25 protein-coding genes and 1 riboswitch are annotated in these 25,757 nt (G+C 74.7%); of the genes, 8 read left to right on the forward strand and 17 right to left on the reverse strand.

Translation table 11 applies throughout. From position 1 onward, the window contains the following. Positions 1-20: 20 nt before the first annotated feature. Entirely contained in the window at positions 21-1,250 is a 1,230-nt protein-coding gene (locus GKE82_RS02875) for a 2-oxo acid dehydrogenase subunit E2 (protein WP_107571118.1), read from the reverse strand. Further along, on the reverse strand, positions 1,238-3,880 hold the full coding sequence (aceE, locus tag GKE82_RS02880) for a pyruvate dehydrogenase (acetyl-transferring), homodimeric type (RefSeq protein WP_375336983.1): 2,643 nt from the start codon (positions 3,878-3,880) through the stop codon (positions 1,238-1,240). The genes GKE82_RS02875 and aceE overlap by 13 nt, the downstream gene beginning before the upstream one ends. Before the next feature lie 132 nt (positions 3,881-4,012). Between aceE and GKE82_RS02885 the strand changes: the two genes are divergently transcribed. The 3 genes from GKE82_RS02885 to GKE82_RS02895 are packed head-to-tail and all read left to right on the forward strand — an operon-like array spanning position 4,013 to position 5,966. Next, positions 4,013-5,209 (forward strand): alkane 1-monooxygenase, encoded by a 1,197-nt coding sequence (locus tag GKE82_RS02885; RefSeq protein WP_154732268.1) that lies wholly within the window; start codon positions 4,013-4,015, stop codon positions 5,207-5,209. After that, positions 5,206-5,370, forward strand: a complete 165-nt coding sequence (locus GKE82_RS02890; protein WP_154732269.1) for a rubredoxin — start codon at positions 5,206-5,208, stop codon at positions 5,368-5,370. The genes GKE82_RS02885 and GKE82_RS02890 overlap by 4 nt, the downstream gene beginning before the upstream one ends. Beyond that, the gene (locus GKE82_RS02895; RefSeq protein WP_196189036.1) at positions 5,367-5,966 is read left to right on the forward strand and encodes a TetR family transcriptional regulator; all 600 of its coding nucleotides are present in this window, start codon (positions 5,367-5,369) and stop codon (positions 5,964-5,966) included. Before GKE82_RS02890 ends, GKE82_RS02895 begins: the two co-directional genes overlap by 4 nt. A 25-nt stretch (positions 5,967-5,991) precedes the next feature. On the opposite strand, the gene GKE82_RS02900 is transcribed toward GKE82_RS02895, so the two are convergent. The 3 genes from GKE82_RS02900 to GKE82_RS02910 form a co-directional block, all read right to left on the reverse strand. Further along, positions 5,992-7,008, reverse strand: a complete 1,017-nt coding sequence (locus GKE82_RS02900) for a hypothetical protein (RefSeq protein WP_154732271.1) — start codon at positions 7,006-7,008, stop codon at positions 5,992-5,994. A 265-nt stretch (positions 7,009-7,273) separates the two neighbouring features. After that, on the reverse strand, positions 7,274-7,840 hold the full coding sequence (locus GKE82_RS02905; RefSeq protein WP_196189037.1) for a TetR/AcrR family transcriptional regulator: 567 nt from the start codon (positions 7,838-7,840) through the stop codon (positions 7,274-7,276). Between the two features lie 138 nt (positions 7,841-7,978). Beyond that, positions 7,979-9,034 carry an aminotransferase class I/II-fold pyridoxal phosphate-dependent enzyme gene (locus GKE82_RS02910; protein WP_196189038.1) on the reverse strand — a complete coding sequence of 352 codons (1,056 nt, stop codon included), beginning with the start codon at positions 9,032-9,034 and terminating at the stop codon, positions 7,979-7,981. A gap of 151 nt (positions 9,035-9,185) precedes the next feature. Between GKE82_RS02910 and GKE82_RS02915 the strand changes: the two genes are divergently transcribed. Then, positions 9,186-9,917 carry a DedA family protein gene (locus tag GKE82_RS02915; RefSeq protein ID WP_154732274.1) on the forward strand — a complete coding sequence of 244 codons (732 nt, stop codon included), beginning with the start codon at positions 9,186-9,188 and terminating at the stop codon, positions 9,915-9,917. On the opposite strand, the gene GKE82_RS02920 is transcribed toward GKE82_RS02915, so the two are convergent. Beyond that, positions 9,865-11,451, reverse strand: coding sequence for an alpha/beta-hydrolase family protein (locus GKE82_RS02920; protein WP_154732275.1), 1,587 nt, complete (start codon positions 11,449-11,451; stop codon positions 9,865-9,867). The two genes, GKE82_RS02915 and GKE82_RS02920, sit on opposite strands and share 53 nt — an antisense overlap. 111 nt (positions 11,452-11,562) lie before the next feature. On the opposite strand from GKE82_RS02920, the gene GKE82_RS02925 reads away from it, so the two are divergent. Further along, on the forward strand, positions 11,563-13,146 hold the full coding sequence (locus tag GKE82_RS02925) for an alkaline phosphatase (RefSeq protein ID WP_154732276.1): 1,584 nt from the start codon (positions 11,563-11,565) through the stop codon (positions 13,144-13,146). Between the two features lie 15 nt (positions 13,147-13,161). Here GKE82_RS02925 and GKE82_RS02930 read toward each other — a convergent pair whose 3' ends face one another. From GKE82_RS02930 to GKE82_RS02950, 5 genes are read right to left on the reverse strand one after another with little or no spacing between them, the layout of a single operon-like run. Further along, a complete protein-coding gene (locus tag GKE82_RS02930; protein WP_154732277.1) occupies positions 13,162-14,403 on the reverse strand; it encodes an SMP-30/gluconolactonase/LRE family protein in 1,242 nt (413 codons plus the stop codon). Further along, positions 14,400-15,218, reverse strand: coding sequence for a thioesterase family protein (locus GKE82_RS02935; RefSeq protein WP_196189039.1), 819 nt, complete (start codon positions 15,216-15,218; stop codon positions 14,400-14,402). The genes GKE82_RS02930 and GKE82_RS02935 overlap by 4 nt, the downstream gene beginning before the upstream one ends. Continuing rightward, entirely contained in the window at positions 15,215-15,976 is a 762-nt protein-coding gene (locus GKE82_RS02940; protein WP_154732279.1) for an enoyl-CoA hydratase/isomerase family protein, read from the reverse strand. The genes GKE82_RS02935 and GKE82_RS02940 overlap by 4 nt, the downstream gene beginning before the upstream one ends. An 11-nt stretch (positions 15,977-15,987) precedes the next feature. After that, entirely contained in the window at positions 15,988-16,437 is a 450-nt protein-coding gene (locus GKE82_RS02945; protein WP_154732280.1) for a DUF3052 family protein, read from the reverse strand. Next, complete coding sequence (locus tag GKE82_RS02950) at positions 16,434-17,240, reverse strand: alpha/beta fold hydrolase (protein ID WP_154732281.1); 807 nt, start codon at positions 17,238-17,240, stop codon at positions 16,434-16,436. Before GKE82_RS02950 ends, GKE82_RS02945 begins: the two co-directional genes overlap by 4 nt. Before the next feature lie 22 nt (positions 17,241-17,262). Here GKE82_RS02950 and GKE82_RS02955 point away from each other — a divergent pair, with 22 nt between their 5' ends. After that, on the forward strand, positions 17,263-18,009 hold the full coding sequence (locus tag GKE82_RS02955; protein ID WP_154732282.1) for a tetratricopeptide repeat protein: 747 nt from the start codon (positions 17,263-17,265) through the stop codon (positions 18,007-18,009). 18 nt (positions 18,010-18,027) lie between these two features. Here GKE82_RS02955 and GKE82_RS02960 read toward each other — a convergent pair whose 3' ends face one another. From GKE82_RS02960 to GKE82_RS02975, 4 genes are all read right to left on the reverse strand, one after another. After that, entirely contained in the window at positions 18,028-18,843 is an 816-nt protein-coding gene (locus GKE82_RS02960) for an alpha/beta fold hydrolase (protein WP_154732283.1), read from the reverse strand. A 10-nt stretch (positions 18,844-18,853) separates the two neighbouring features. Further along, positions 18,854-19,918, reverse strand: a complete 1,065-nt coding sequence (gene dinB / locus GKE82_RS02965) for a DNA polymerase IV (RefSeq protein WP_154732284.1) — start codon at positions 19,916-19,918, stop codon at positions 18,854-18,856. 96 nt (positions 19,919-20,014) lie between these two features. Further along, positions 20,015-20,995 (reverse strand): septal ring lytic transglycosylase RlpA family protein, encoded by a 981-nt coding sequence (locus GKE82_RS02970; RefSeq protein WP_154732285.1) that lies wholly within the window; start codon positions 20,993-20,995, stop codon positions 20,015-20,017. 16 nt (positions 20,996-21,011) lie between these two features. Continuing rightward, positions 21,012-21,207: riboswitch (cyclic di-AMP (ydaO/yuaA leader) on the reverse strand. A 139-nt stretch (positions 21,208-21,346) separates the two neighbouring features. Next, positions 21,347-21,892 carry an RNA polymerase sigma factor gene (locus GKE82_RS02975; protein ID WP_154732286.1) on the reverse strand — a complete coding sequence of 182 codons (546 nt, stop codon included), beginning with the start codon at positions 21,890-21,892 and terminating at the stop codon, positions 21,347-21,349. Between the two features lie 152 nt (positions 21,893-22,044). Here GKE82_RS02975 and GKE82_RS02980 point away from each other — a divergent pair, with 152 nt between their 5' ends. Beyond that, on the forward strand, positions 22,045-23,784 hold the full coding sequence (locus GKE82_RS02980; RefSeq protein WP_154732287.1) for an NAD+ synthase: 1,740 nt from the start codon (positions 22,045-22,047) through the stop codon (positions 23,782-23,784). A 33-nt stretch (positions 23,785-23,817) separates the two neighbouring features. Here GKE82_RS02980 and GKE82_RS02985 read toward each other — a convergent pair whose 3' ends face one another. Next, the gene (locus tag GKE82_RS02985) at positions 23,818-24,267 is read right to left on the reverse strand and encodes a PaaI family thioesterase (protein ID WP_154732288.1); all 450 of its coding nucleotides are present in this window, start codon (positions 24,265-24,267) and stop codon (positions 23,818-23,820) included. A 97-nt stretch (positions 24,268-24,364) separates the two neighbouring features. Between GKE82_RS02985 and GKE82_RS02990 the strand changes: the two genes are divergently transcribed. Next, positions 24,365-25,279: a hypothetical protein gene (locus GKE82_RS02990; RefSeq protein WP_154732289.1), complete on the forward strand. Its 915-nt coding sequence runs from the start codon at positions 24,365-24,367 to the stop codon at positions 25,277-25,279. A 30-nt stretch (positions 25,280-25,309) separates the two neighbouring features. On the opposite strand, the gene GKE82_RS02995 is transcribed toward GKE82_RS02990, so the two are convergent. Next, the gene (locus GKE82_RS02995; RefSeq protein ID WP_107571142.1) at positions 25,310-25,753 is read right to left on the reverse strand and encodes an SRPBCC family protein; all 444 of its coding nucleotides are present in this window, start codon (positions 25,751-25,753) and stop codon (positions 25,310-25,312) included. Positions 25,754-25,757: the final 4 nt, after the last annotated feature.

Raw genomic sequence — 25,757 nt, forward strand, 5'->3', positions numbered from 1 at the left:
CTGTCGGCCCGCGGGCCGGCTCAGAGCAGCGCGCGGCGCAGGTCGCCGAGCACGCCCGCGAGGTGGGCGCAGAACCGTGCGGCGGCCGCTCCGTCGATGACCCGGTGGTCGTAGGAGAGCGACAGCGGCAGCATCAGCCGCGGCTGGAACGCCTCCCCGTCCCACACGGGCTTCATCGCGCTGCGCACGACGCCCAGGACGCACACCTGCGGCGGGTTGACGATCGGCGTGAAGCCGGTGCCGCCGATGCCGCCGAGCGAGCTGATCGTGAACACCGCGCCGCTCATCTCCTTGGGCGACAGCTTCCCGGCGCGGGCCTTCCCCGACAGCTCGGTCAGCTCGCCCGCGAGCTCGAGGATGCCCTTGTGCGGCACGTCCCGGACGACGGGGACGACGAGGCCGTTGGGGGTGTCGGCGGCGAAGCCGATGTGCAGGTCCGGCTTGACGACGAGCTCGTCGCCGTCGAGCGAGGACGCGAACTTCGGGAACGCCCGCAGCGACACCGCGGTCGCCTTCAGCAGCAGGGCGACCATGGTCACCTTGACGTCGGACTGCTCGGCGTTCAGCTGCTTGCGGAACGCCTCGAGCTCGGTGATGTCCGCGTCCTCGTGGTGGGTGACGTGCGGGATCGTCTGCCACGCGCCCTGGAGGTTCTTCGCCGACGCCTTCTGGATGCGGGACAGCTCCAGGCGCTGCACCTCCCCGGGCGCGACGTCGGTGCGGACGTGCGTCGTGCCGGTGCCGACCCCGGCCGCCTCGACGTCGTCGCGGGTGATCCGGCCACCGCGGCCGGAGCCCTTGACGGTCGTGAGGTCGACGCCGAGGTCGCGGGCGACCCGCCGCGCGATCGGGGAAGCGTGGACGTCGGCGTCGTCGGCCGGCTCGGCCTGCGGCTGCGCCGCCGCTCGCGCGGGGGCGGCGGAGTCCGCGGACGCGGCCGCCGGCGCCGCCTCGGCGGCCTGCTCGGGCTCCGGCTCCGGCGTCTCGTCCGGTGCGTCGGCGGCCCCGTCGGACGGCTCGAGCATCAGCAGCACGGTGCCCTCGGAGACCGTGTCGCCGACCTCGACCTTCAGCTCCTTGACGACCCCGGCCATCGGGGCGGGGACCTCGAGCGTCGCCTTGTCGGACTCGATCTCCACGAGCGGGTCCTCGACGGCGACCGTGTCCCCGACGGCCACGAGGATCGCGACGATCGGGATGTCGGAGAAGTCCCCGATGTCGGGGACGGCTACCTCGGTCAGCGACGCCACGGGACCTCCAGGTCGGGATCGATGTCGTACTCGGCGATGGCCTTCGCCGCGTCCTGCGCGCGGCCGAGGGCGTGGAGCGCCCCGACGACCACGTGGTGGCGGTCCACCTCGAAGAACCGGCGCAGCGCCCGGCGGTAGTCGCTGCGGCCGAAGCCGTCGGTGCCCAGGACCGTGCAGCGGCGACCGTCCAGCAGCGGCCGGATGAGGTCGGGGACCGCGCGCTGGTAGTCGGTCGCGATGACGACCGGCACGTCGGGGGTGCCGAGCGTCTCCTCGACGAACGACATGTGCGGCTCGTCGGTCGGGTGCAGGCGGTTGTGGCGCTCGACCGCGTAGCCGTCACGGGCCAGCTCCGTGAACGAGGTGACGCTGAAGACGTCCGCCTCGACGCCGTACTGCTCGCGCAGCAGCTCGGCGCCCGCGAGCACCTCACGCAGGATCGTGCCGGAGCCCAGCAGCTGCACGGCGGCGGGACCGTCGGCCTCCCGCACCCGGTGCATGCCGCGCAGGATGCCCTCCCGGGCGCCCTCGGGCAGCGCGGGCTGCGGGTAGTTCTCGTTCATCAGCGTGATGTAGAAGAAGACGTCCTCCTGCTCGGCGACCATCCGGCGCAGGCCGTCCTGGACGATCACCGCGACCTCGTAGCCGTAGGCCGGGTCGTACGCGACGCAGTTGGGGATCGTGTGCGCGACGAGGTGACTGTGGCCGTCCTCGTGCTGCAGGCCCTCGCCGTTGAGCGTCGTGCGGCCCGCGGTGCCGCCGAGCAGGAAGCCGCGCGCGCGGCTGTCCCCGGCCGCCCAGGCGAGGTCGCCGACCCGCTGGAACCCGAACATCGAGTAGTAGATGTAGAACGGGATCATCGGGACGCCGTGGTTGGCGTACGAGGTCGCGGCCGCGATCCACGAGGCCATCGCCCCGGCCTCGTTGATGCCCTCCTGGAGGATCTGCCCGGCCTTGTCCTCCTTGTAGAACATGAGCTGGTCGGCGTCCTCGGGCTGGTAGAGCTGCCCGACCTGGCTGAAGATCCCGAGCTGGCGGAACATGCCCTCCATGCCGAACGTGCGGGACTCGTCGGCGACGATCGGCACGACGTGACGGCCCAGCGCCTTGTCGCGCACGATCGCGGCGAGGACGCGCACGAACGCCATCGTGGTGGAGATCTCGCGGTCGCCGCTGCCGTCCAGGACGGTGCGGAACGCCTCGAGGTCCGGGACCTCCAGCGGCTCGCCGGTCGGCTTGCGGACCGGCAGGCTGCCGCCGAGCAGCTTGCGGCGCTCGGCGAGGTACTGCATCGTCGGCTCGTCGGCGTCGGGCTTCACGAACACCTTGCGGCGGACGTCGTCGTCGCTGATCGGCAGGTCGAAGCGGTCGCGGAAGGCCAGCAGGGCCTCGTCGTCCATCTTCTTCTGCTGGTGGGTGATGTTCTGGCCCTCGCCGGCCTTGCCCATCCCGTAGCCCTTGACGGTCTTGGCGAGGATCACGGTCGGCTGCCCGGTGTGCGCGACGGCGGCGGCGTAGGCGGCGTGGATCTTCGCGGGGTCGTGCCCGCCGCGGTTGAGCGCCCAGATCTCCTTGTCGCTCATGTCCTTGACCATCTCGCGCAGCTCCGGCGAGGCGCCGAAGAAGTGCTCGCGCACGAACGCGCCGTCGCGCGCCTTGTAGGCCTGGTAGTCGCCGTCGAGCGCCTCCTGCATGCGGCGGCGCAGCAGCCCGTCGGTGTCGCGCTCCAGCAGCGGGTCCCAGCGCGACCCCCAGATGACCTTGATGACGTTCCAGCCGGCCCCGCGGAAGTTCGTCTCGAGCTCCTGGATGATCTTCCCGTTGCCGCGTACGGGGCCGTCGAGCCGCTGCAGGTTGCAGTTGACGACGAAGACGAGGTTGTCGAGCTTCTCGCGGCCGGCGAGGGACAGGGCGCCCATCGACTCGGGCTCGTCCATCTCCCCGTCGCCCATGAACGCCCAGACCTTGCGCGCGGTCGTGTCGCTCAAGCCGCGGCCGCTGAGGTACTTCATGAACCGCGCCTGGTAGATCGCCATCAGCGGGCCGAGGCCCATCGAGACGGTCGGGAACTGCCAGAAATCCGGCATCAGCCACGGGTGCGGGTACGACGACAGCCCCGGGCTGCGGTGGTCGCTCTCCTGGCGGAAGCGGAGCATCCGCTCCTCGGGGATGCGGCCCTCGAGGAACGCGCGCGCGTAGATCCCGGGAGAGGAGTGGCCCTGGATGTACACGAGGTCGCCGCCGTGCGCGGCCGACGGCGCGTGCCAGAAGTGGTTGAAGCCGACCTCGTAGAGCGTCGCGGCCGACTGGAACGAGGCGATGTGGCCGCCGAGCTCGGAGGACTCGGCGTTGGCGCGGAGCACGAGGGCCATCGCGTTCCAGCGGATCAGCGAGCGGAGGTCGTGCTCGACCTGCGGGTCGCCGGGCATCGGCGGCTCGGCGGCGGCCGGGATCGAGTTGACGTACGGCGTGCTCAGGTGGTTGCGCAGGGGGACGCCGGCCTCGTGCGCGGCGTTGCGCACCGCGTCGAGCAGCGTGCGGGCGCGGTCGGCGCCGTCGCGGGCGACGACGTCCCGCAGCGACTCGATCCACTCCTGCGTCTCCTGGGGGTCGATGTCTGGCTCGCTCACGGTCTCTGACGTTACGGGACCCGTGGGACCGGCCGTGAAGGATTCCTGCAACCGACTTACACGAGTGGGGTACAGTGTCAAGCGGGCCGACGGAGAGCGGCTCATCTGTCCAAGCGAGGGAGCAGCCGTCCGATGGCCACCGCCACCCACGACCACCACCATCACCACCACCACGACGACGCCGAGGCAGTGCCCACCCCGGCCTGGACCGACGGCAAGCGCTACGCGTGGCTGCTCGGGCTGATCGTCCCGCTGTCCCCGTTCATCGCCTGGGGCGTCGACGCCGCCTGGTCGGTCCCGGCGATCTGGTTCATCGGCCCGGTGCTCGTGTTCGTCCTGATGCCGATCCTCGACACGGCGATCGGCACCGACGAGGAGAACCCGCCCGACAGCGTCATCAAGTGGCTCGAGAACGACCGCTACTACCGCTGGTGCACCTACGCGTTCCTGCCGCTGCAGTACGGCGCGCTGATCCTCGCCGGCGCCCTGTGGTCCTCGGGCGACCTCGGTCCCGCCGCGCTCGTCGGCCTCACCTGGACCGTCGGCCTCGTCAACGGCATCGGCATCAACACCGCCCACGAGCTCGGCCACAAGCGCGCGAGCCTCGAGCGCTGGCTCAGCAAGGTCGCGCTCGCCCCGACGTTCTACGGGCACTTCTTCATCGAGCACAACCGCGGCCACCACGTCCGCGTCGCCACCCCCGAGGACCCGGCGTCCTCGCGCCTGGGCGAGAGCTTCTGGGCGTTCCTGCCGCGCACCGTCGCCGGCTCGTTCAGCTCGTCCTGGGAGCTCGAGAAGGAGCGCCTGGCCCGCACCGGCCGCGGTCCGTGGACGATCCACAACGACATCCTCAACGCGTGGCTGATGACCGTCGTGCTGTTCGGCGGCCTCGCCGTCGCCTTCGGCCCCGTCGTCCTCCCCTACCTGCTGGTCCAGGCGGTGCTCGGCTTCTCGCTGCTGGAGGTCGTCAACTACCTCGAGCACTACGGCCTGCTGCGCGAGAAGCGCGAGGACGGCCGCTACGTGCGGACCGCCCCGGAGCACAGCTGGAACGCCAACAACGTCGCCTCCAACGTGTTCCTCTACCACCTGCAGCGCCACAGCGACCACCACGCCAACCCGATCCGCCGCTACCAGGCCCTGCGCCACTTCGAGGAGGCCCCGCAGCTGCCCACCGGGTACGCGGGCATGATCGTGCTGGCCGCGATCCCGCCGCTGTGGCGCCGCGTCATGGACCCGCGCGTCCTCGCCCACTACGACGGCGACGTGACGCGCGCGAACATCCACCCGCGCAGGCGGGCGAAGGTCCTGGCACGGTACGGGGCATGAGCCGCCACGTCTGCCCCGGCTGCGGGTACGTCTACGACGAGACCACCGGCCACCCGCGCGAGGGGTTCCCGCCCGGCACGCCGTGGTCGGCGATCCCCGACGACTGGGCCTGCCCGGACTGCGCGGTCCGCGACAAGGCCGACTTCGAGCCCGCGGCGTGACGCGCCGCGCCCCGTACGCGCAGGCCGCCAAGGAGCTGCTGCGCGAGTCGCTGCTCGACGGTGCGCGCGAGCTGCTCGCCGAGCGCGACTGGGCCGACGTCACGATGGCGCAGATCGCGGCGGCGGCCGGGGTCAGCCGCCAGACGGTCTACAACGAGTTCGGCTCGCGCGAGGAGTTCGCCCAGGCGCTCGTCGTGCGCGAGGCCGAGCGGTTCGTCGCCGCCGTCCACGAGGCGGTGCGCGCCAACGCCGCGGACCCGGTGAAGGCGCTCGCCGCCGCGTTCGAGGTGTTCCTGCTGGCCGCCGAGGAGGACCCGCTCGTGCGCGCGGTGCTCACCGGCCAGGGGAGCGAGGAGCTGCTCGCGCTCGTCACCACGCAGGGCGAGCCGGTGCTCCAGCGCGCCACCGAGCAGCTGCAGGCGGTCGTCCTCGAGCACTGGGACGGCCTGCGCCCGGCGCAGGCGCGGCTGCTGTCCGAGGCCGTCGTGCGCCTCGCGATCAGCTACGCCACGCTGCCGAGCGGCCCGTCGGCGATGACCGCCGCGCAGGTCAGCGCGCTCCTCGGCCCGTTCGTGCGCGACGCCCTCGGCACCTGACCGCGCGCCCCGGGGCCGGGCTCGGTCAGAGCGCCGCGCGGATGGCGGTCTCGAAGCTGCGGAAGCCGAACGAGCCCTCCAGGCGAGCCGCCACCGTGCCGTCGCGGCGGATCGTGAACAGCCACGGCTCGGTCGGCAGGCCGAACGCCTCCAGCGGCGGGCGCAGCCCCTTGGCGAGGTCGTTGTCGACGTAGACCTCCTGGTGGATGAACGCCATCCGGTCCCCGTACTTGGCCTTGAGCTGCAGCTCGATGTCGACGACCGGGCCGCAGACGCGCGACTGGCACAGCTGCGGCGTGGCGAACAGCAGCGCGACGGGCTTCCTGCCCAGGACGTCCTTCAGCGACTCGTCGTGCAGGTCCGACGGCGGGATGCGCGTGTCGATCGACGCGACGTCCCCGCCGGCGGAGGCGACGGTGTCGGTCTCGACGGCCGGCGCCTTCTCGCCCGGGGCGACGACCGGGTCCTTGGCCGGGTCGATGACCTCGATCTGCGAGGGCGCCCCGACCAGGTCGCCGTTCACCTCGCTGACCACGAGCACCCGGTAGGCCCCGGGCTGCGCGGCCTGCACCTGCGCGGTGTACACGGCCGCGAACGGGTCCTTCTCGCTGGCGGCCTGTCGGCTGCGGAACGGCGGGTCGGTGACGAGCAGGTCGGCGGGCGCCGGGAACGGCCCGATCGCCTTCGCGTTCTCCGACCGGGCGAGGTACACGACCGTGGGCGCGTAGACGAACGCGTTCTCGCCGTCGATGACGCCGAACGCCAGCCGCGGCTTCGGCGTCGGGAAGATCGTCGTCGCCAGCCCGACCGTCGTGCCGGTCCCGTCGAGGCCGTCGGCGAGCTCGCGCAGCGTGCGGCCGTCGGCCTGCGGGAAGCGGGACACGTCGACGTTCGTCGCCTTCGCGAGCTCGGCCCGCAGCGTCGCCGAGGCGGGTCCGCGCGGGGCGCGGTCACCGCCCCCGTCCTCGTCGGAGCCGCAGGCCGCCACCGCGGTCCCACTGAGCGCGGCGAGCAGGACGGCGAGGACGCGGCGTGCGGGCATGGACACATGATCCCTGACGGCCCGGCGTGGCGGGCCTGTACCCTTGGGGAACGACGGGCCGCCTACTCGACCTGGACCTTCGAGGTCCGACCGCGCCACGCACCCGGCCTCGTGCCGGGTGGCCAGTCCGGTGGTCGGGAGTGTCACGCCGCCCAGGCAGACACGATCATCAGTCCTGGGACGTTTGTAGTTCGAGGTGGCCATCGTCGGGCGCCGGGCGGGTCCTCCGGGACCCGCCCACAGCCCGCCCGGCCTGCGTCGGTCGTCAGGGCGCGAGCAGCCGCATCGCCGCGTCGACCGCGTCCGGGGCGAGGTCCAAGAGCTGCTCGGGATGGCCGGCGAGCACGCGGTCGTACGCGAGCGCCTCGACGGCGCCGAGGAGCGCGAGGAGCCGCGCCCGCGGCGGTGGCAGGTCCGCGCGGCCGACCCGCTCGAGCGCGGCGGCGAACACGACGAGGAACTGGTCGAGCGCCTCGGCGCGCCGCTGCAGGGCGACGTTCCCGGCGCCGCGGATCTCGATCAGGAACGTCCGCGCCGCGGTCGGGCGCCCGGCGAACCACGCGAAGTACGCGACCGCGGCCTGCTCGATCCCGTCCTCGAGCGTGGTGACCTGCGCCAGCGACCGCCCGAGGTCGGTCATCAGGGCCTGCACGACCGACTCGTACGCCTCCAGGAAGCACTCCTCCTTGCCGGGGAAGTGCGCATAGAAGGTCGACAGCGAGACCCCGGCCGTCCGGGCGATCTCCCCGACCTTCACGCCCGCGTAGCCGTGCTCGGCCACGAGCTCCACGAGGGCGTCGAGCAGGCGCGTGCGCTGCGAGCTCGCGACCACCTCCCCGCCAGGAGAGTGCCGGCCGCGGGGCAGCGGCCGCGGCGGTGGCTCGTCCGGATTGACCGCGCGCATCGTGCGACATTTGACCAGACCCGGAGGTCGGGACGGCCAGGACCTCCGGATTGGCGCGGACGACCTCTACCCGAGCGCGTGCCCGAGCCGCCGGAGCGCCTCGTCCAGCTCGGCGTCCGGGAGGGCCAGCGACAGGCGCGCCCAGCCCGCCCCGCGCGCCCCGAACCCCTCCCCGGGTGCGACCGCGACCCGCGTGCGGTCGAGCAGCCGCCGGGCGCTCCAGTCCTCCGGCAGCCGCCACCACGCGTAGAACGTGCCCTGCGGTGCCTCGATCCCGGGAAGCCCGGCCGCGACGAGCCGGTCGCGGCGCGCCGCGTAGACGGCCGCGCGATCGGTCACCGTCGACTGGTCGCCGTCGAGGGCCGCCGCGAGCCCCTGCTGCAGGGCGGTGAAGACGCCGGCGTGCACGTGGTCCAGGAGCAGCTGCACGCGCGCCACGACCTCGGCGTTCCCGACGACGAAGCCGATCCGCCAGCCCGCCATGCCGTGGACCTTGGAGGCGGACCACAGCTCGACCGCCACGTCCGCCGCCCCGTCGAGCTCGAGCACGCTCCGCGCCCGGCGCCCGTCGAAGGCGAGGAACCCGTAGGCGAGGTCGTGCACGAGCGTCAGGCCGTGCGCGTGCGCGCGCTCGACCGCGGTGCGCAGCGTGGCGTCCGTCGCCAGCACCGCGCAGGGGTTGGACGGGTAGTTCAGCACCGCGACGGTCGCCGCGGCGAGGTCCGCGGCGGCGACCGCGTCCCAGTCGGGCTGCCAGCCGGCGCCCTGCTCCAGCGGCAGTGCGACCGCGCGGGCACCGGCGAGCGCGACGCCGCTGGGGTAGTCCGGGTAGCCGGGGTCGGGCAGCAGGACCGCGTCGCCGCGCTGCGCGAGCGCGAGCGCGAGCAGCGTGATCGCGGTCTTGGTGCCGGGCACGACCGCGACCTGGCGGTCGGGGTCCAGCGTTACGCCGTGGTCGGCCGCGTAGCGCCGGGCGATCGCCTCGCGCAGGGCGCGCTGACCGTCGAAGGGCGGGTAGCCGTGGACCGCCGGGGTGGCGGTCTGCCCGAGCGCCTCGGCGACCGCGGCGAGCGCGTGGGCCGGCGGCGGCAGGTCGGGGTTGCCGCGACCGAGGTCGATCACCGGCGGGCCGGGCGTGGCGGCGCGCGGCGGCCACCGCGGCGAGGATCCCGGTGAAGAACTGCGGGGGCAGGCGCTCCAGCCGGTCGGGTCGGGGCACCCCGGCAACCTAGCGTTCACGAGATCCGGTCGTGCGCCTGCCAGCCTGCCGGGGATGCGGTCCCTCGGACACCTCCCGGTGCTCGCGCTCGCGCTCGCCGGGGCCGCCGGGATCGTCGTCCTCGCCGGGGTGCTGCCGCTGCCCGACCCGTACCCGGCGGCGCGCGACGCGGTCGACGAGCTCGGCGCCTGGACCTACCTGCTCGTCGGGGCGGTCGTGCTGCTGGAGACGAGCGTCGGGCTTGGGATGCTCTCGCCCGGCGAGGCCGTGATCGCGGTCGCGGGTGCGGCGGCGGCCGCGGGCGTCCTGGACCCGGTGGTGCTCGTGGCGGTCGCCTGGTGCTGCGGCGTCGCGGGCGACACGCTCAGCTGGGCGCTCGGCCGCCGCTACGGGCAGGCCGCGCTGCCGCGCATCGGCCGGCGGATCGGGCTGACGCCCGCGCGGGTGGACCGCGTCGCCGCGCGCGTGGCGCGGGGCGGCGGCTGGGTGCTGATCGCCGGGCGCTTCGTCGGCCCGGTGCGCGTGCTCGCCCCGTTCCTGTGCGGCGCCAGCGGCATGCGCTACCGGAAGTTCCTCCCGTTCGACGTGGTCGGGATCGCGCTGTGGGCGGGCACGTACCTGGCGATCGGCTGGGCGTTCTCCGACGCGCTGGAGTCCGCGACCGGGCGCGCCGGGCAGATCGGCATCGCCGTGCTGCTCGCGGGCGGGATCGTGGTGCTGGCGCTGCGGCGCGTCAGCCCGGCGCCGGGACCGTCGCCGACGCCGGATCCGGCTCGCCCCGCCTGAGCGCCCGCAGCCGCGCGCCCCGCGCGACCTCGCGCTCGATCAGCCGGTCGGCGAGCTGCTGCGCGGCGTCCGGGGGCAGGTGGTGGCCGAGCGCGAGGTTGACCGCCAGCGGCAGCTCGACGCGGTAGTCGTGCGCGGCGGCCTGCGGCAGGTCGGACGTCCAACGGGTGGCGCGCAGGAGGTCGAAGACGAGCTGCAGGAACGTGATGCCCGGCACCCAGCGCAGCCCGTCCGGGCCGCCGTCCTCGTGCAGGCGCTCGTCGAGCCACTCCGGGCGCCGCCACAGGACGTCGAAGCCGCTGAACAGGACGACCGGGTCGACCCGCCGGTCCAGGAACGCGAAGCGCAGCGCGCGGGCAGCGGCCGGGTCGGCGTCGAGCAGCTCCCGCGTGGAGACGAGCGCGACCCGCTCGTCGCGGGGCACCCGGTCCTTCTGGAACGCGCGGCGCAGCCCCGAGAAGAACGGCGTGCCGGCCCACAGGGCGCGGTCGACCCCGGCGGCGTCGAGCGCGGCGACGCCACCGTCCTTGAAGACCTCCTGGCTGGCCCACGCGCCGAGGCTCTCGCCGTAGACGACGACCTCCGGGCGGTGCGGCCGGTCCGCCAGCCGGGCGGCGAGCTCGGCCAGCACGGCGCGGTGCGTGTCGCGCGCGACCGGCACCTTGAACGGCATCGCGAGCGTCGGGCGGTCCCAGTACTGGACGCAGACGCTCGCGACGTCGCCGCGGCAGAGCACCTCCTCGGCGTCCAGCGGCACGGGGTTGACGAACCCGCGCAGGGTCGCCGACCAGACGACGACCCGCCCGCGGTCCAGGCCGCCGAGCCGCTCGAGCTCGTCGATCGCGAGCCGCGCGCGTTCCTGCACGGTCGGGGCGCTGCCGACGCCGACGAACACCCGGACGGGATCGACCGCCGGGCCCCCGTCGGGCCGAAGCGCGCGGATGTCCGCGGCGGGGACCGCGCAGGCGAGGAACCGCGTGCCCTCGAAGTCCAGGCCCTCGCGCGGGACGGCGCTCCCCGCGCCGCCGGAGACGGTCGGCAGGAACGCGCCGCCCACCGGCGGGTAGGCGGTCATCCGCGGTCGGTGGCGGCGCGGGTCGGTGCGCTTCCACGCCCACCAGCCGCTCGCGCCGAGCGCGACCGCGCCCGCGAGCGCCACCCGGTCGACCGGCTCGCGTCGCTCGCGGACGGGGGCGAGCGCTCCGAGCAGCGCGCCGATCCCGGCGACGCGGGCGCCCGTGCCGACCGCGGCGACGAGGTCCGACGGGCTGGACGGCAGCTCCGCGAGGGTCGCCGCGGCCCCGATCCCGGCGACCGCCAGCCGGGCCTCGGACTCGCTGCCCAGCCGCTCGGCCAGGCGCAGCACCGCGACCTCCGTCACCGCGCCCGCCCCGGCGCCGAGGACCACCGCGCCGACCGTCACGGCCGCCTGGTCGCGGCGGCGGCGGCGCAGCAGCGACGGCGTGAAGGAGGCGGCGAGCGCGACCGCGGCCATGATCCGCGCGGTGTCGCGGCGCTCGAAGGTGGTGCTCACGGCCGCGATGCTGCCACAGGACGCGGCGCCGACGGTTAGCCTCCGCCGAACGCCGGCGTTCACCCGGTGTTCACCCCGGTCCCCCGCCCTCTCTGACAGGTTCCCGCGCCCGTGAGCGATCTCTCCTCCCCCGTCACCCGCCGCACCGTCGTCGGCGGCGCCCTCGCCACCGGCGGCGCCGTGCTCCTCGGCGGCCCTGCCGCGCTCGCCGCCAAGCCGCCGCGCCGCCGCATCCGCGAGCCGCTGCTCACCGACGGCAACTTCCACCTCGGGGTCGGCTCGGGCTTCCCGGGCACCGACGAGATCACCCTGTGGACGCGCGTCGAGGGCGTCGAGCGCAACAGCCGCGTCCGCCTGGAGGTCGCCCGCGATCCCGACTTCCGCCGCACGGTGCTGCGCCGCGACGTGCGCGTGCCCGTCGTGCGCGACGCGACCGTCCACGCGCGGCTGAAGGGCGGGCCGCTGCGGCCCGGCGAGGAGTACTACTACCGCTTCACCACGCGGCGGACCGCGTCGGACGTCGGCCGCTTCCGCACCGCGCGCCCGGCCGACTCGCGCGAGCCGGTGCGGATCGGGTTCTTCTCCTGCCAGGACTACCAGGCGGGCTACTACCCGGCGCACGCGGCGCTCGCCGCGCAGGACGACCTCGACCTCGTCGTCTGCCTGGGGGACTACGTCTACGAGCAGACCTTCTACGACGGTCCCGCCGACCGCAAGGACACGCTCGGCGCGGCGAAGGACGGCTTCGTCCTGACGCTCCCCGAGTGGCGGGAGAAGTACCGCCTCTACAAGGCCGACCCGAACCTCCGCAAGCTCCACGCGGCGCACCCGTTCATCGCGATCTGGGACGACCACGAGGTCGAGGACAACTACGCCGGGGAGCGGCGCGACACCGCCAAGGGCCAGGACGCCCCGTACGACATCCGCGAGCGGCGCCGCAACGGCTACCTCGCGTTCTTCGAGTACATGCCGCGGCTGCGCGCCAAGCCGGTCGACTTCCGCATCTACGGCAGCGTGCCGCTCGGCGCCACCGCCGAGCTGTTCCTGCTCGACCAGCGTCAGTACCGCGACCCGCAGGCGTGCACGGGCCAGATCGTCGTGCCGTGCCCGGACGCCGAGACGGGGCGGCGCACGTTCCTCGGGGCCGAGCAGAAGGCGTGGTTCAAGCGTGCGGTCACCGACTCGCGGGCGCAGTGGAAGGTCGTCGCCAACCAGCTGATGATCATGGCCGTCGACTCGGTCCCCGGCACGACCATCAACGTCGACGCGTGGGACGGCTACGGCGCGGAGCGGCGCGAGATCCTCGAGCACTTCCGGGCCCGCGGCGTGCGGGACCTGACGTTCATCACCGGGGACATCCACACGTTCTTCGCGGGGACGGTCCACACCAACGGCCGCGCGAACACGCCGGCGGTCGGGACGGAGTTCGTCGGCGGCTCGATCACCTCGCTGGGGTTCGAGGACATCATTCCCGAGGCCACCGCGCGCGAGACGATCAAGGCGGCGCTGCGCACCACCAACCCGCACATCTCCTACGCGGACTTCCAGCACCGCGGCTTCGGTCGGCTGGAGGCCCGCACCGACGGGCTGCGCGTGGAGTACCACTCCGTCGACGCGCTGGACCCGGCCGCCCGGCCGGTGCGGCAGGCCGCGTTCTCGGTCGCGCCGGGCGACACGACCGTGCGCCCGGCCTGACCTCCGCGGCGCGGCTCAGGGGCGGCGCAGCGCGATCGTGCGCGTGCGCCGGACGCCGCGCAGCACGAACCGCACGGTCAGGGTGCGCGCCCCGGGCGCGACCCGCACGGTGACCGCCCGGCCGCTGCGGACCGTCCGCCCGCCCGGGAGGACGAGGCGCCGCGTCACGCTGCGGCGGGTCCCGTCGGCGGCGAGCAGCACCAGCCGCGGCGTGAACCGCACGAGGCCGCCGCGGACGGTCACGCGCGCCGGCGTGAGCAGCACGCGCGGCGCGGTCGGGCCGTCGGCGGGCGTCGCCGCCGCGCCGGCGGCGGGGACGGGTGCGAGCGCGGCGCCGGTGACGCGCGCGGACGGCAGCTCGGCGATCACCCCGTCGAAGCCGACGCTGAAGAGGCGCCCGGCGGAGAAGCCGCTGCGCCCGTGCCCGAACGCGACGGCGCTCGGGGTGCGCAGCCCGGTGGCGATCGCGCAGAACCGCGGCGCGGCCGTGTCGACCCGCCACACCTCCCCCGGGACCTGGGCGGCGACGTAGAGCCGGTCGGCGCCGTCGATCGTCATGCCGTCGAGGCCGGCGGCGACCCCGTCGAGCGGCGGGGTGGCGAAGGTCCGCACCTGCGAGGAGTCGCGCAGGTCGATCCGCGTGATCGCCGCGGGCTGGAAGGTCTGGGCGGCGTAGAGGTGGCGCTGCGCACGGTCGATCGCCAGGCCGTTGGCGCTGAACACGGACGCCCAGCGCAGCTGGACGGTGCCGTCGGGGCCGACACGGTCGATGCCGAACCCGACGTCGCTGGAGGCGTACACGGCGCCGTCGTCTGCGCGCACGATCCCGTTGACCATCTGCAGGCCGGCGGCGACGGTCTCGACCACGCGCGTGGCCGGGTCGACGCGCAGCAGCCGGGCGACCGGTCGCAGGTTGCCCTGCAGGCCGGGCACGAGCCCGTCGCCCTGGCCGACGAGGATCCGGCCGCGCTCGTCGATCGCCAGCCCGCCGGGCGCGTCGATGCCGCCGGCGATCGTCTCGGGTGCCGCTCCGGGCGCGTCGAGGCGGCGCAGCTCGCGGGCGGTGGTGTCCGTGTAGTACAGGCGCCCGTCGGCGTCGACGATCGCCGACTCGAGCACCCCCTGCCCGGTGAGGACCGGGGTCGCGGGCGCGGCGCCCTCGGGGCAGCGGTCGATCGCCTGCGCGGCCGGGGCGGCGAGCGCCAGCAGGCCGGCGGTGGCGAGGAGCGACCGGCGGACGGTGCGGATCGGGGTCATCGGGCCTCCACGTAGAGGGACTGGGCGCTCGTGCCGAGCGCGCCGTGGAGGTCGGAGAGCCGCGAGGCGGCCAGCCCGATCCCGGCGCCGTCGATCACCGTGCGGGCGTCGAGCTGCACCCACTCCCCCACGGGCTCGCGCTGGAGCTGCACGGTCAGGTCGGTGTTGACGAACAGGTGGGTGCGGAAGTCCAGGGCGCTCGAGACGCCGTTGCCGAAGTCCGCGGCCATCGCGACGAGCGCCAGCGGCGAGGCCGCCTCGTCGTCGACGAGCGGCCGGGCGGCACGGAACCAGGTGACCGCGGGACCGGGCTCGAGGAAGTCCCCGTGCACGAACCGCAGCTCCATGCCCGTGACGCCGAAGCCGGTGTCCGCCTCCCCCATCGGGACCATCGGCGCGAGCGGGTGCGCGAGCGGGTCGGGGCCGCCGGGGACCTCAACGGGGCCGGTCGCGCGCGCCGCGTCGGGGACCGGGACGGGCGGGTCGGCGACGCGGTGGCGCACCGCTCGCGCCCGCAGCACGACGGGGCCGCCCGCGACCGCGAGCTGCGCCTCGACGAGCTGGAAGCGACGGCCCGGCTTGACCAGCGCGGCGGAGACGGTCAGCGGGGCGAGCGGGACGGGACCGAGGAACTCGTAGGCGAGCCGCAGGACCGCCATGCGCGTCCCGTCGGTGCCGGAGGGCACCGCGGCGATCTCCCGGGCGAGCAGGCCGGCGGGCGCGCCGCCGTGGAGCTGCGCGTCGTCCCACGGGCCGCGGGCGTGCCCGGACGGCACGTAGGTGCCGCCCTCACGCGTGAAGATCGGCTCGGTCACGCGTCCTGCGCGCCGAGGGCCTTGCGGCGCATCGACCACATCTGCGCCGAGCGCTCCATCTCCAGCGCCGCGCCCCAGGGCAGCGCGGGCGGCCCGAGCTCGGTGCGCAGGGACAGGGTGGTGCGGCGCGCGAGCTCCGGGTCGCGGGCGGGGACGGCGGCGAGCTCGAGGGCCCGCGCGTCGACCGCGTCGGCGTCGAGCGCCTCGTAGGCGAGCCCGGCGGCGACGGCCTGCTCGCCGGTGATGCGCTCGCCGAACAGCGCCAGTGCCGCGGTCGTCTCGCGGGCCCCGGTGCGGCCGAGCAGCACGCCGTGCCCACCACCGGGGTGCAGCCCGATCGGGATGAAGCCGGAGGCGAGCTTCGCGTCGCGGGCGACGATCCGCAGGTCGGTCGCGAACGCGAGGTTCATGCCCGCGCCGACGGCGCCGCCGTGGATCGCGGCGATCGTCGGGACCTGCAGCTCCCCGACGCGGTGGAACGCCCGGTAGATCGTGCCCATGCCGGTGAACGCGTCGGGCGCCGCCGGGTCCTCCCCGGCGCGGGCGAGCGTCGCGCGCTCGCCGCCGGCGCAGAAGTAGCCGCCCGCGCCGCGGACGACGACCGCGCCGACGGTCGGGTCCGCGTCGAGCTCCTCGCAGGTGTCGATCATGGCCTGGGCCATGGCGATGGTGAGGGCGTTGCGGCGGTCGGGGGCGTCGAGCGTGAGGACGGCGACGCCGCCGTGGCGCTCGAGGGTCAGGTCGGTGAGCGGGCTCATCGCCCGGGACGCTATCCGCTGAGCAGGTCCTCCACGGTGCCGCCGCGTCGCTCGCGTCGGACGACGAGCCGCAGGCCCGACCAGGTCGCGTCGACCGCGCAGACCTTCGTGTCCACGAGACCGTGCGGTAGCGCGATCTCGCGGACGACGTCCTCGGTGACGTCGGTGGGGACCTTCGAGGCCCGCTTGGGCCAGCAGACCCACCAGGCGCCCGCGGGGAAGATCGTCCGGGTGACCGGCTCGCGGTCGGCCTCGAGCCGGGCGCGCTCGGTGCGGAAGGTCAGCACGACGTCCGCTGCGGCCACGAGCGTCGCGTGCAGGCGGACGTCGGCGGGGAGCGGCCCGAGCCCGTGCTCGACGAACCCGGCGGGCGCGTCGAGCACGCAGACGACGTGCCCGGCCTTGATGGCGAGCTTCTGGGCGAGCGGGCGACCGGAGTACCCGGCCGGGGTGGTGCTCATCGCGCGGTGCGCGCGAGGTCGGCGATGACCTTCGAGAGCCGCCCGCCGGACCAGGCGATCGGGCTCTCCCCCTCCTCCTCGACGACGAGCTCGGCGCCGGGGATCGTGTCCGCGTAGGCGATCGCCACCGCCAGCGGGTGGCCGGGATCGGCGCTGTCGCGGTCGCCGACGACGACGGTCGGCGCCCCGATCCAGCCGAGGTCGGCGAGCGTGTCGAACGGCGCCGAGCGCGGGACGGCGCGCAGCGCGTCGGCGAGCGCGTCGGGGTGCTCGTGGCGGGACAGCCGCTGCTCCAGCACCTTCAGGACGGTCTCGCGCCACTCGGGCTTCACGCCGGGGTCGCCGTAGGCGGCGACGAACCCCTGCACCCCGCCGCTGCGCAGGCCGTCGGAGAGGCGGTCCCAGCGCGCGAGGTCCTTCGTGCGCGACGCCTCGGGGGCGGCGCCGTCGTGTGCGGGGGTGATCAGCACGAGCCCGGCGACGCGGTCGGGGTGGTCCAGCGCGAACCGCAGCGCGGTGTGCGCGCCCATCGACGCCCCGGCGAGGACGGCGCGGTCGAGGCCGGCCTCGTCCATCACGCGGCCGAGGTCCTCGGCGAGCAGCGGGTAGGTGTAGGCGTCCGGGGACGGTGCGGGATCCGATGCCCCGTGGCCGCGCGCGTCGTAGGCGACGACCCGGAAGCCGCCGCGCTCGAGCGCCCGCGAGCCGTGCACGACGTAGCGGTGCGTGGCGGTGAGGCCGTGCAGCAGGACGACGGCGGGGCCGTCGCCCGCCGAGACGACGTGGAGGTCCGGACCGGGCATCACCGCAGCGTAGTCTGCAGGCATGACCGTGATCGACGTGACGGAGGCGACCTTCCAGGCGGAGGTCGTCGAGCGCTCCGCGACGACCCCGGTGGTCGTCGACTTCTGGGCCGAGTGGTGCGGGCCGTGCCGGCAGCTCGGGCCGATCCTCGAGCGCGAGACCGCCAAGCACGGCGGGCAGGTCGTGCTGGCGAAGATCGACACCGACGCCAACCCGGGGATCTCGCAGAGCTTCCAGATCCAGGGCATCCCGGCGGTCAAGGCGTTCCGCGACGGGCAGGTCGTCGACGAGTTCGTCGGCGCGCAGAGCCCGGCGATCGTCGAGCGGTTCTTCCGCAAGCTCGTGCCGTCGGAGGCGGACGCGCTGGCGCGCAGCGGCGACGAGGCGGACCTGCGCCGCGCCCTCGAGCTCGAGCCGGGTCGCGCCGACGCGGCGCTCGCGCTCGGCGGGCTGCTGCACCGTCGCGGCGACGCGCAGGAGGCGCTCGGGATCCTCGAGCAGGTCCGCGGCAACTTCGCGGCCGAGGGGCTGGCCGCGCGGATCCGGCTCGAGCAGGACCCGGGCCCGTTGGAGCTCGACGCCGCGTGGGCGGCGCTGGACGGCGGCGACCCCGAGACGGCGCTCACCGCGCTGCTTGAGGGCATGGCGGTCGCGCCCGACCGCAAGGACGACCTGCGGCAGGCGGTCATCGGGATCCTCGACCCGCTCGGGGTCGACCACCCGCTGGCGCGCGACGGGCGCCGCCGGCTCGCCGCCGCGCTGTACTAGCCCGCCGGAGCCGCCCGCTCAGGCCGGGTTGGTGGCGCCCGCGCAGTGGGCGGTGACGAGCGCGGCGGTCTGCTCGGGCCGCTCCCACCAGAACAGGTGCCCGACGTCCGCGAACCGCTCGAAGCGCGCCCCGGGGATCGCGTCGGCGATGAGGACGCCGTTGGCGACCGGGAGCATCAGGTCGGCGTCGCCGTGGACGACGAGCGTCGGGGCGGTGATGGCGCCGAGCCGGGCGAGCGTGTCGTGCGCCCCGACCGCCTGCATCTGCAGCATGATCGTGGCGATCGGGGCGGGCGTCGCGGTCGCCATCGCCAGGAACGCGGGCCAGTGCGCCTCGTCGGCCGCGAACGTCGGGGAGACGTTGATCTCGTAGCCGGTGCGGATCGCGCGCTCGCGGTCCCCGGACATCATGCCCTCGGACAGCCGCTGGATCGTCTCGGGGGCGGCGAGCGACGCGCCTTCCCCGCCGCTGTAGGTGCAGCCGAGGGTGAGCGAGCGCACGCGCTCGGGGGCCTTCAGCGCGAGCTCCTGCGCGACCATGCCGCCCATCGAGATGCCCATGACGTGCGCGGAGGCGTGGCCGAGCGCGTCGAGCAGCGCGAGCGCGTCGTCGGCGAGGTCGACGATCGAGAACGGCTCGGCCGCCGGGTCGGAGCGGCCGATCCCGCGGTGGTCGTAGGAGATCGTGGCGAGCGCGGGATCGAGGGCGGACAGGAACGGCTCGCCCCAGGAGGCGTGCGTGCCGCTCATGCCCTGGATCAGCAGCAGCGGGTCGCCGCTGCCGCGCTGCACGACGTGGAGGGTCCGGTCGCCGATCGGGATGCGCTCGCTCATGCCGCAGACCCTAGACCTCGAGCGCGAGCTGGTCGCCGCGGCCCGCGTTGGCGGCGGCCTCGTGCGCGAACGACGCCATGCGCACGCCGAGCAGGCGGACCGGCCGGGCGGGCGCGTAGGCGCGCAGGAGCTCGACGGCGACGCCCGCGACGCGGTCGGGCTCGGCGGTGTACTCGGGGATCGTGCGCGCCCGCGTGACGGTCGTCCAGTCGTCGAGCCGGACCTTGATGGCGATCGTGCGGGCGCGGCGGTCCTGGCGGGTCAGGCCGTCGCAGAGCTCGGCGGCCATGCGGCGCAGGTGCTCCTCCATCTCGTGGGGCTCGCGCACGTCGACGTCGAACGTCCGCTCGCGGGACTCGCTGACGGCGATGCGCTCCTCGCTGACCGGCGCGTCGTCGAGGAACGCGCCGCGCCGTCGCAGCCAGGGGCCCTGGTTGGTGCCGAAGCGGTCGGCGAGGATCTCGTCGGGCGTCGCGGCGAGCTGCGCGAGCGTCTCGATGCCCAGCGCGGCGAGCCGCTCCACGGTCTTCGGCCCGATGCCGGGCACGAGGCCGGGCGAGGCGTCCGCGAACCGCCGGACGGCCTCCTCCCGCTCCAGGACGAGGAACCCGCGCGGCTTCTCGGCGTCCGAGGCGACCTTCGCGACGAGCTTGCTCGGCCCGATGCCCACGGACGCGCTGAGCCCGGTGGTCTCGCGGATGCGCTGGACGAGGCGGCGCATCTCGGCCTTCGGCGAGAACAGGCCCGTGAGGTCGAGGTACGCCTCGTCGAGCCCGACGACCTCGACGGTGTCGACGGTGGCCCGGACGAGGCCCATCACCGTCCGGGAGACGGCCCGGTAGGCCTCGAAGTCCGGCGGCACGAGCACCGCGTCGGGGCACAGGCGCCGGGCCTGCGCGGTCGGCATCGCCGAGCCGACGCCGAAGCGGCGCGCCTCGTAGCTGGCGGTGGTGACGACCGCGCGCGGACCGTCACCGCTGACGATGACCGGCAGGCCGCGCAGCTCGGGGCGGCGCTGCAGCTCGACCGACGCGTAGAACGCGTCGATGTCCAGGTGGGCGATCCGGCGGCTCACGTCGCCGCCGATGGTACGCCGCGGACCCGACGGGATGCGAACACACGTACGTGTCCCCGTCCCGTCGGGTCCGGCCGGGTCGCCCCGGCCCGGCGGTCAGACGGTCGAGAGGACCGTGCCGGTGGAGCCGAAGCCCAGCGCGCGCTTGGTCGCGCCGGTGAGGTCGTACTCGCGCCCGCCGACGTAGGGGCCGCGGTCGATGACGGGCACGGTGACGCTGCGCCCGCGCAGGCGGAAGGTGACCTTCGTGCCGCACGGAAGCGACTTGTGCGCGACGCCGAGGGTGCCGTAGCCGAGCGTCTGGCCGCAGGCGGTGCGCCCGCCGTAGAACCCCGGGCCGTACCAGGACACGAAGACGCGCCGGTAGACGTTGAGCCGTCCGAGCGTGCGACGCGTGGCGGTGGTGGCGCGGTCGGCGCCGACGCGCACGCGCATCGACATGCGCCCGATCCGCGCGGTCCGCCAGGACAGCGCGTAGCGGCCGCCACGCGAGGTGGCGTCGCGGTCGACCGTGCGCCACGTGCCGCCGCGGCGCACCTGCAGGCGCACGACGCGGCCGGCGGCGGCGGGCAGGACGGTGCCGGAGACGGTCGCGGCGCGGCCCGCGACGACGTCGCGGCGGACCTTGGTGGTCCGCAGCGCGGCGGCGACGCGGACGGCGAGCTCGCGGCTCGTCGTCGGCGCGGCGGCCGTGGGGCCGGCGGCGACGGCGGTGGCGGGCCGGCCGGCGAGCACGACGCGCAGCGCGCCGTTGCGGCGCACCGTGGCGCGCAGGCGGTAGCGCCCGGCCTTGTCGGTCTCGTCCTGGGCGACGGCGCTCCACTGGCCGCCGCGCGGGCGGTACTCGAGCACGACGGGCTGGACGGTGCCGCTCTGGGCGATCCGGCCGCTGACGGTCACGCGGGAGCCGTAGCGGACGTGGGAGTCGTGGAGCGAGGCGGAGACGGGCGCGGCGCTGGCGGTTGCCTGCGGCGCGGTCGTCTGGGGGGACTGCGCGGACGCCGTGGCGGGCACCACGGCGAGGGACAGCGCGCCCGCGGCCGTGACGGCGCGGGAACGCGAGATGGACGGCTTCATCGCCGTTGACCTCCTGCGAAACGCTTCTGCCGCCTACGGGGTTAGCTGTCGGGCTCGCAGCCCGCCGGGAGCGCTTCTGACGCTCCTCGACAGGACGCTACGGCTGCATCAGCGGCCGATTCGCCCCAGCCTCCACCGGGATTCCCGGCGGTGGCGAGTGGGTCCCCCGCTCGTCCCCGCAGTGGGCGGAGACGACTCGGCGATCGAACAATCGTTCGCAAGAGTACAGCAGAAACGCCCCGTCGATGTGACGGGGCGCACACAGTCCACGAGCCTGCACATCGCCAGGTGCAGGGGTTTTCCGCCGGGGACGGCCGCCCGGGCGGTCGTCCGGGGTGCCGGCGCCGGCGCTCAGGCGGCGGCGTACGACGGCTCGAGCTGGCGCCCGATCTCGTCGCGGAGCTTGGCGAGCCCCAGCCGGATGCGGCTCTTGGCCGTGCCGAGCGGCACGCCGGCGCGGCGGGCGATCTGGTCGGCGGTCAGCCCGCCCCAGTAGGCGAGGACGACGGCCTCGCGCTGGGCGTCGGGCAGGACCCGCAGGGCATCGCGGACGATCCGGCGGTCCCCCTCGCGCTCGGCGACCTGGTCGGGGCGCTGGTCGTACCGCGGGGCGTCCATCGAGACGACGACCTTGAGGCGGTCCGTCGCGCGGCCGGCGGCCTGCGACTCGCGCCAGAGGTCCAGCGCGCGGCTGCGGGCCATCAGGCGCAGGTAGCTGCCCAGCTCGCCACGGCGGGCGTCGTACTTGCCCGGGTTGCGCCAGACGCGGAGGAAGACGTCCTGGGCCACGTCCTGGGCCTGGGCGTCGTTGCCGAGGATGCGGTACGCGGCACCGTAGACACCACGGTGGTGCTCTTCGTAGATGCGGGAGAACGTGGTCTGATCGGCGAGGTTCATGGCGGGCGGCTTTCGTTCAGCTGGGGGGCGTGGTGCGGAACTACCCGCCACCTTACACAACCATGCACAGAACCTTCAACAGATTCGTGATTTGTTGTTGAAGGCTTGTGAAACGTTTCGCGTTGCGGACGCCGTGCGATCCTTCGCGTCCCATGCGGATCGCACTCGCCCAGCTGAACCTGACGGTCGGCGACCTCCCCGGCAACGAGGAGAGGATCGCCCGCTCGATCGACGAGGCCGCGGCCGCCGGGGCGCAGCTGGTCCTCTTCCCCGAGCTCGCGATCACCGGCTACCCGCCGGAGGACCTCCTGTTCAAGGAGCACTTCCTCGCGGACGCGCGCGCGGCGGTCGAGCGGCTCGCCGCCCGCACCCGCGGGATCGTCGCGATCGTCGGCTTCCCCGAGCGGGCGGACGACGTCTACAACGCCGCAGCCGTCCTCGCCGACGGGGCCGTGCAGGGCGTCTACCGCAAGATGCGCCTGCCCAACTACGGGGTCTTCGACGAGGTCCGCTACTTCCAGGCCGGGGACCGCCCGATGATCGTCGACGTCGACGGCGTCCCCGTCGGCCTCACGATCTGCGAGGACCTGTGGGTCCCGGGCCCGCCCGCCACCGACGAGGCGCTCGCCGGCGCGCGCCTGATCGTCAACCTCTCCGCCTCCCCCTTCCACGCGGGCAAGGGCGCCGAGCGCGAGCGGATGCTCCAGCAGCGCGCCCGCGACCACCTGGCCCCCGTCGCGTTCTGCGCGCTCGTCGGCGGCCAGGACGAGCTGATCTTCGACGGCCACAGCGTCGTGCTCGACCACGAGGGCCGCGTCGTCGCCCGCGCGCCGCAGTTCGAGGAGACCCTCCTGCTCGCCACCGTCGACACCCGTGCGGCCGGCAACGCGCGCCTGCGCGACACCCGCCCGCGCCTGGCGGTCCGCGAGCACCGGCCGACCGTCGAGACGATCGCGACGCTCACCACGGCCGCCCCGTCGGACGCCACCGGCGGCCCGGCCGCGCCCGCCGACGCCCCCGACGGCACGGTCGCCGCGACGCTGGACGCCGAGGCCGAGGTCTACGGGGCGCTCGTGCTCGGCACGCGCGACTACGTCGAGAAGAACGGCTTCCGCCACGTCGTGCTCGGGCTCTCCGGCGGCATCGACTCGACGCTCGTGCTGCTCGTCGCCGTCGACGCGCTCGGCCCCGAGCGCGTCAGCTGCGTCGTCATGCCCTCGCGCTACTCCTCCGACGGCACGCAGGGCGACGCCCGCACGCTCGCCGCCAACCTCGACGTGCGGCAGCTCGAGCTGCCCATCCAGGGCCCGATGGTCGCCTACGAGGAGCTGCTCGCCGAGACCTTCGCCGACCGCGAGCCGGACCTCACCGAGGAGAACCTCCAGGCCCGCATCCGCGGGAACCTGCTGATGGCCCTGTCGAACAAGTTCGGCTGGCTCGTGCTGACGACCGGGAACAAGTCCGAGATGTCGGTCGGGTACTCGACGCTCTACGGCGACAGCGCCGGCGGCTTCGCGGTCATCAAGGACTGCCCCAAGCAGCTCGTCTACGCGCTGACCGCGTGGCGGCGCCGCCGCGACGCCGCCGACCCGGTCCCGGAGTCGATCGTCAGCCGGCCGCCGTCGGCGGAGCTGCGCCCCGACCAGCGCGACGACGACTCGCTGCCCCCCTACGAGATCCTCGACGCGATCCTCGAGGGCTACGTCGAGCGCGACCTCGGCCGCGAGCAGCTCGTCGCGCGCGGCTTCCCCGCGGCGGACGTCGACCGGGTCATCCGGCTCGTCGACCTCGCGGAGTACAAGCGCCGCCAGTCGCCGCCCGGCATCAAGATCACGCCGCGCGCGCTCGGGCGCGATCGGCGCCTGCCGATCACCAACCGCTACGGCGGCTGAGCGGGCGCCGGACCGGCCGGCGCCCCGCGCCGGTCAGGCCGGGTCGCCGTGCGTCTCGCGCACGCGCGCGGCGACCTCGGGCGGCATCGGCCGGACCGCGATCGTCATGCGGATGATCGCGCACAGGCGGTCCTGCTCGTCGGTGATGTCGACCTCCCACACCCACGTCGTGCGGCCACGGTGGCGGCGTGTGGCGGTCGCGCGGATGACCGACCCGAACACGGGTCGCAGGAAGTTCGTCTGGTTGGAGAGCCCCTGCGCCATCTCGCCGTCGTGGATGACGACCCGGGCGGTCCCCATCGACGTGATCGCCTCGGCGATCGACGCCAGCAGGCCCCCGTGGACGAGCCCCATCGGCTGCTTGTGGTGGTCCTGGATGTCGACGTGCGCGCGCACGAGGTCGTCGCGCTGCTCGTCCACGACGAGGCCGTAGAGCGCGTCGAAGGTGCGCTCGTAGGCCACGGGGGTCGGGAGATCGCTCATCCCCGGCACCCTAGTTCACCGCCTCCCCCGCCCCGGGGGTGCGGCGCGGCCGGGTCCGACGCGCGGCGGGGGCCCGTCCCGCTAGGCTCCGCGCCCTATGGCGCGCGTGGACGACCTGCCGGCCGATCAGAAGGCCGTCATCCAGCTCCTGCTCAAGCAGGGCAAGACCTACGACGAGCTCGCGGCGCTGCTGCGGCTCGACGGTGCGGGGGTCCGCGACCGTGCGCTCGACGCCCTCGACAGCCTCGGTCCCGACGACACCGGCGACCTCGAGTCCGAGCGCCAGGACGACATCTCCGACTTCCTGCTCGGGCAGCAGACCGCGTCACAGCGCGCGGCGACCCGCGAGTTCCTCGAGACCTCGGCCGCCGGGCGCGCGTGGGCGCGGGTCGTCGCGGCCGAGCTGCGCCCGATCGGCGGCGACGCGCTCCCGGACATCCCGGCGGGCGGCCGCGAGGTCGACGAGGCGTTCGACGCGCTCGAGGCGCGCAAGGTCGCCCGCCAGGAGCGCGCGAAGTCCTCGCGGCTGGGCGGGCTGCTCGTCCTCATCGGCGTCGGCGTCGCGATCGCGGTCGGCGGCGTGCTGCTGATCGGCGGTGGCGACGACGAGAGCGACGACACGCCGACGACGACGCAGGCGGCGTCCACCGGCCCGACCGGCAGCCCGTCGGTCGACGCGCAGATCAACCTGACGGCGGCCGTCCAGGGCTCGAAGGCCCTCGGCGTCGCGCAGGTCCTCTCCCAGGACGGGCAGCGCGCGCTGGCCGTCACGGCGCAGGACCTGCAGCCCAGCTCCCGCTACGTCGTGTGGCTCTACAACTCCCCGTCGGACGCGCAGTTCCTCGGGTTCGCGCCGCCGGTCGGCGACGACGGTCGCCTCAGCGGCCTGGCGCCCGTGCCGACCGAGGCCACGAAGTTCCGCCAGCTCGTCATCACCAAGGAGAAGGTGGACCGCCCGAGCAAGCCCGGCACGATCGTGCTCCGCGGCCAGCTCGACCTCGGCGGCAACTAGCCGCCCGGGCCGGTCGCGTCCGGCGCCGCCTCAGGCGGCGTCGGCGTGCAGCCGCTCGAGGCCGTCGAGCGCCTCGTCCAGCAGCGTCCGCGACGCCTTGCGGACCATCGGGCCGCCGAGTCGCGAGACGCCCTTCATCCTCGTCGTCTGCACGACGGTGACCTTCGTGCCGGCGGACTGCGGGTCGAGCCGCACCTCGATGCTGGACGCCTCGAGCAGGTTCTCGAACGGCGTGCCCTCGACCTCCTGCGCCCAGCCGGCGCGGGTCGGCTCGTCCAGGGCCGTCAGCCGGAAGTCCGCACGCACGCTGCGCCCGCGCTCGGTCGTCATCACCTGCGTGAAGGAGCTGTCGTCGACCGCCTCGACGCGCAGGACCCGCGGCCACCAGCGCGGCAGGTGGTACGGGTCGCCGACGATCGTCCACAGCTCCTGCGGGGTGGCCGGGATGACGCGGGAGCGCTTGGTCGTGGGCACGGGC

It is taken from the genome of Conexibacter sp. W3-3-2, from assembly GCF_009707605.1.
Classification (GTDB): Bacteria; Actinomycetota; Thermoleophilia; order Solirubrobacterales; family Solirubrobacteraceae; genus Paraconexibacter; species Paraconexibacter algicola.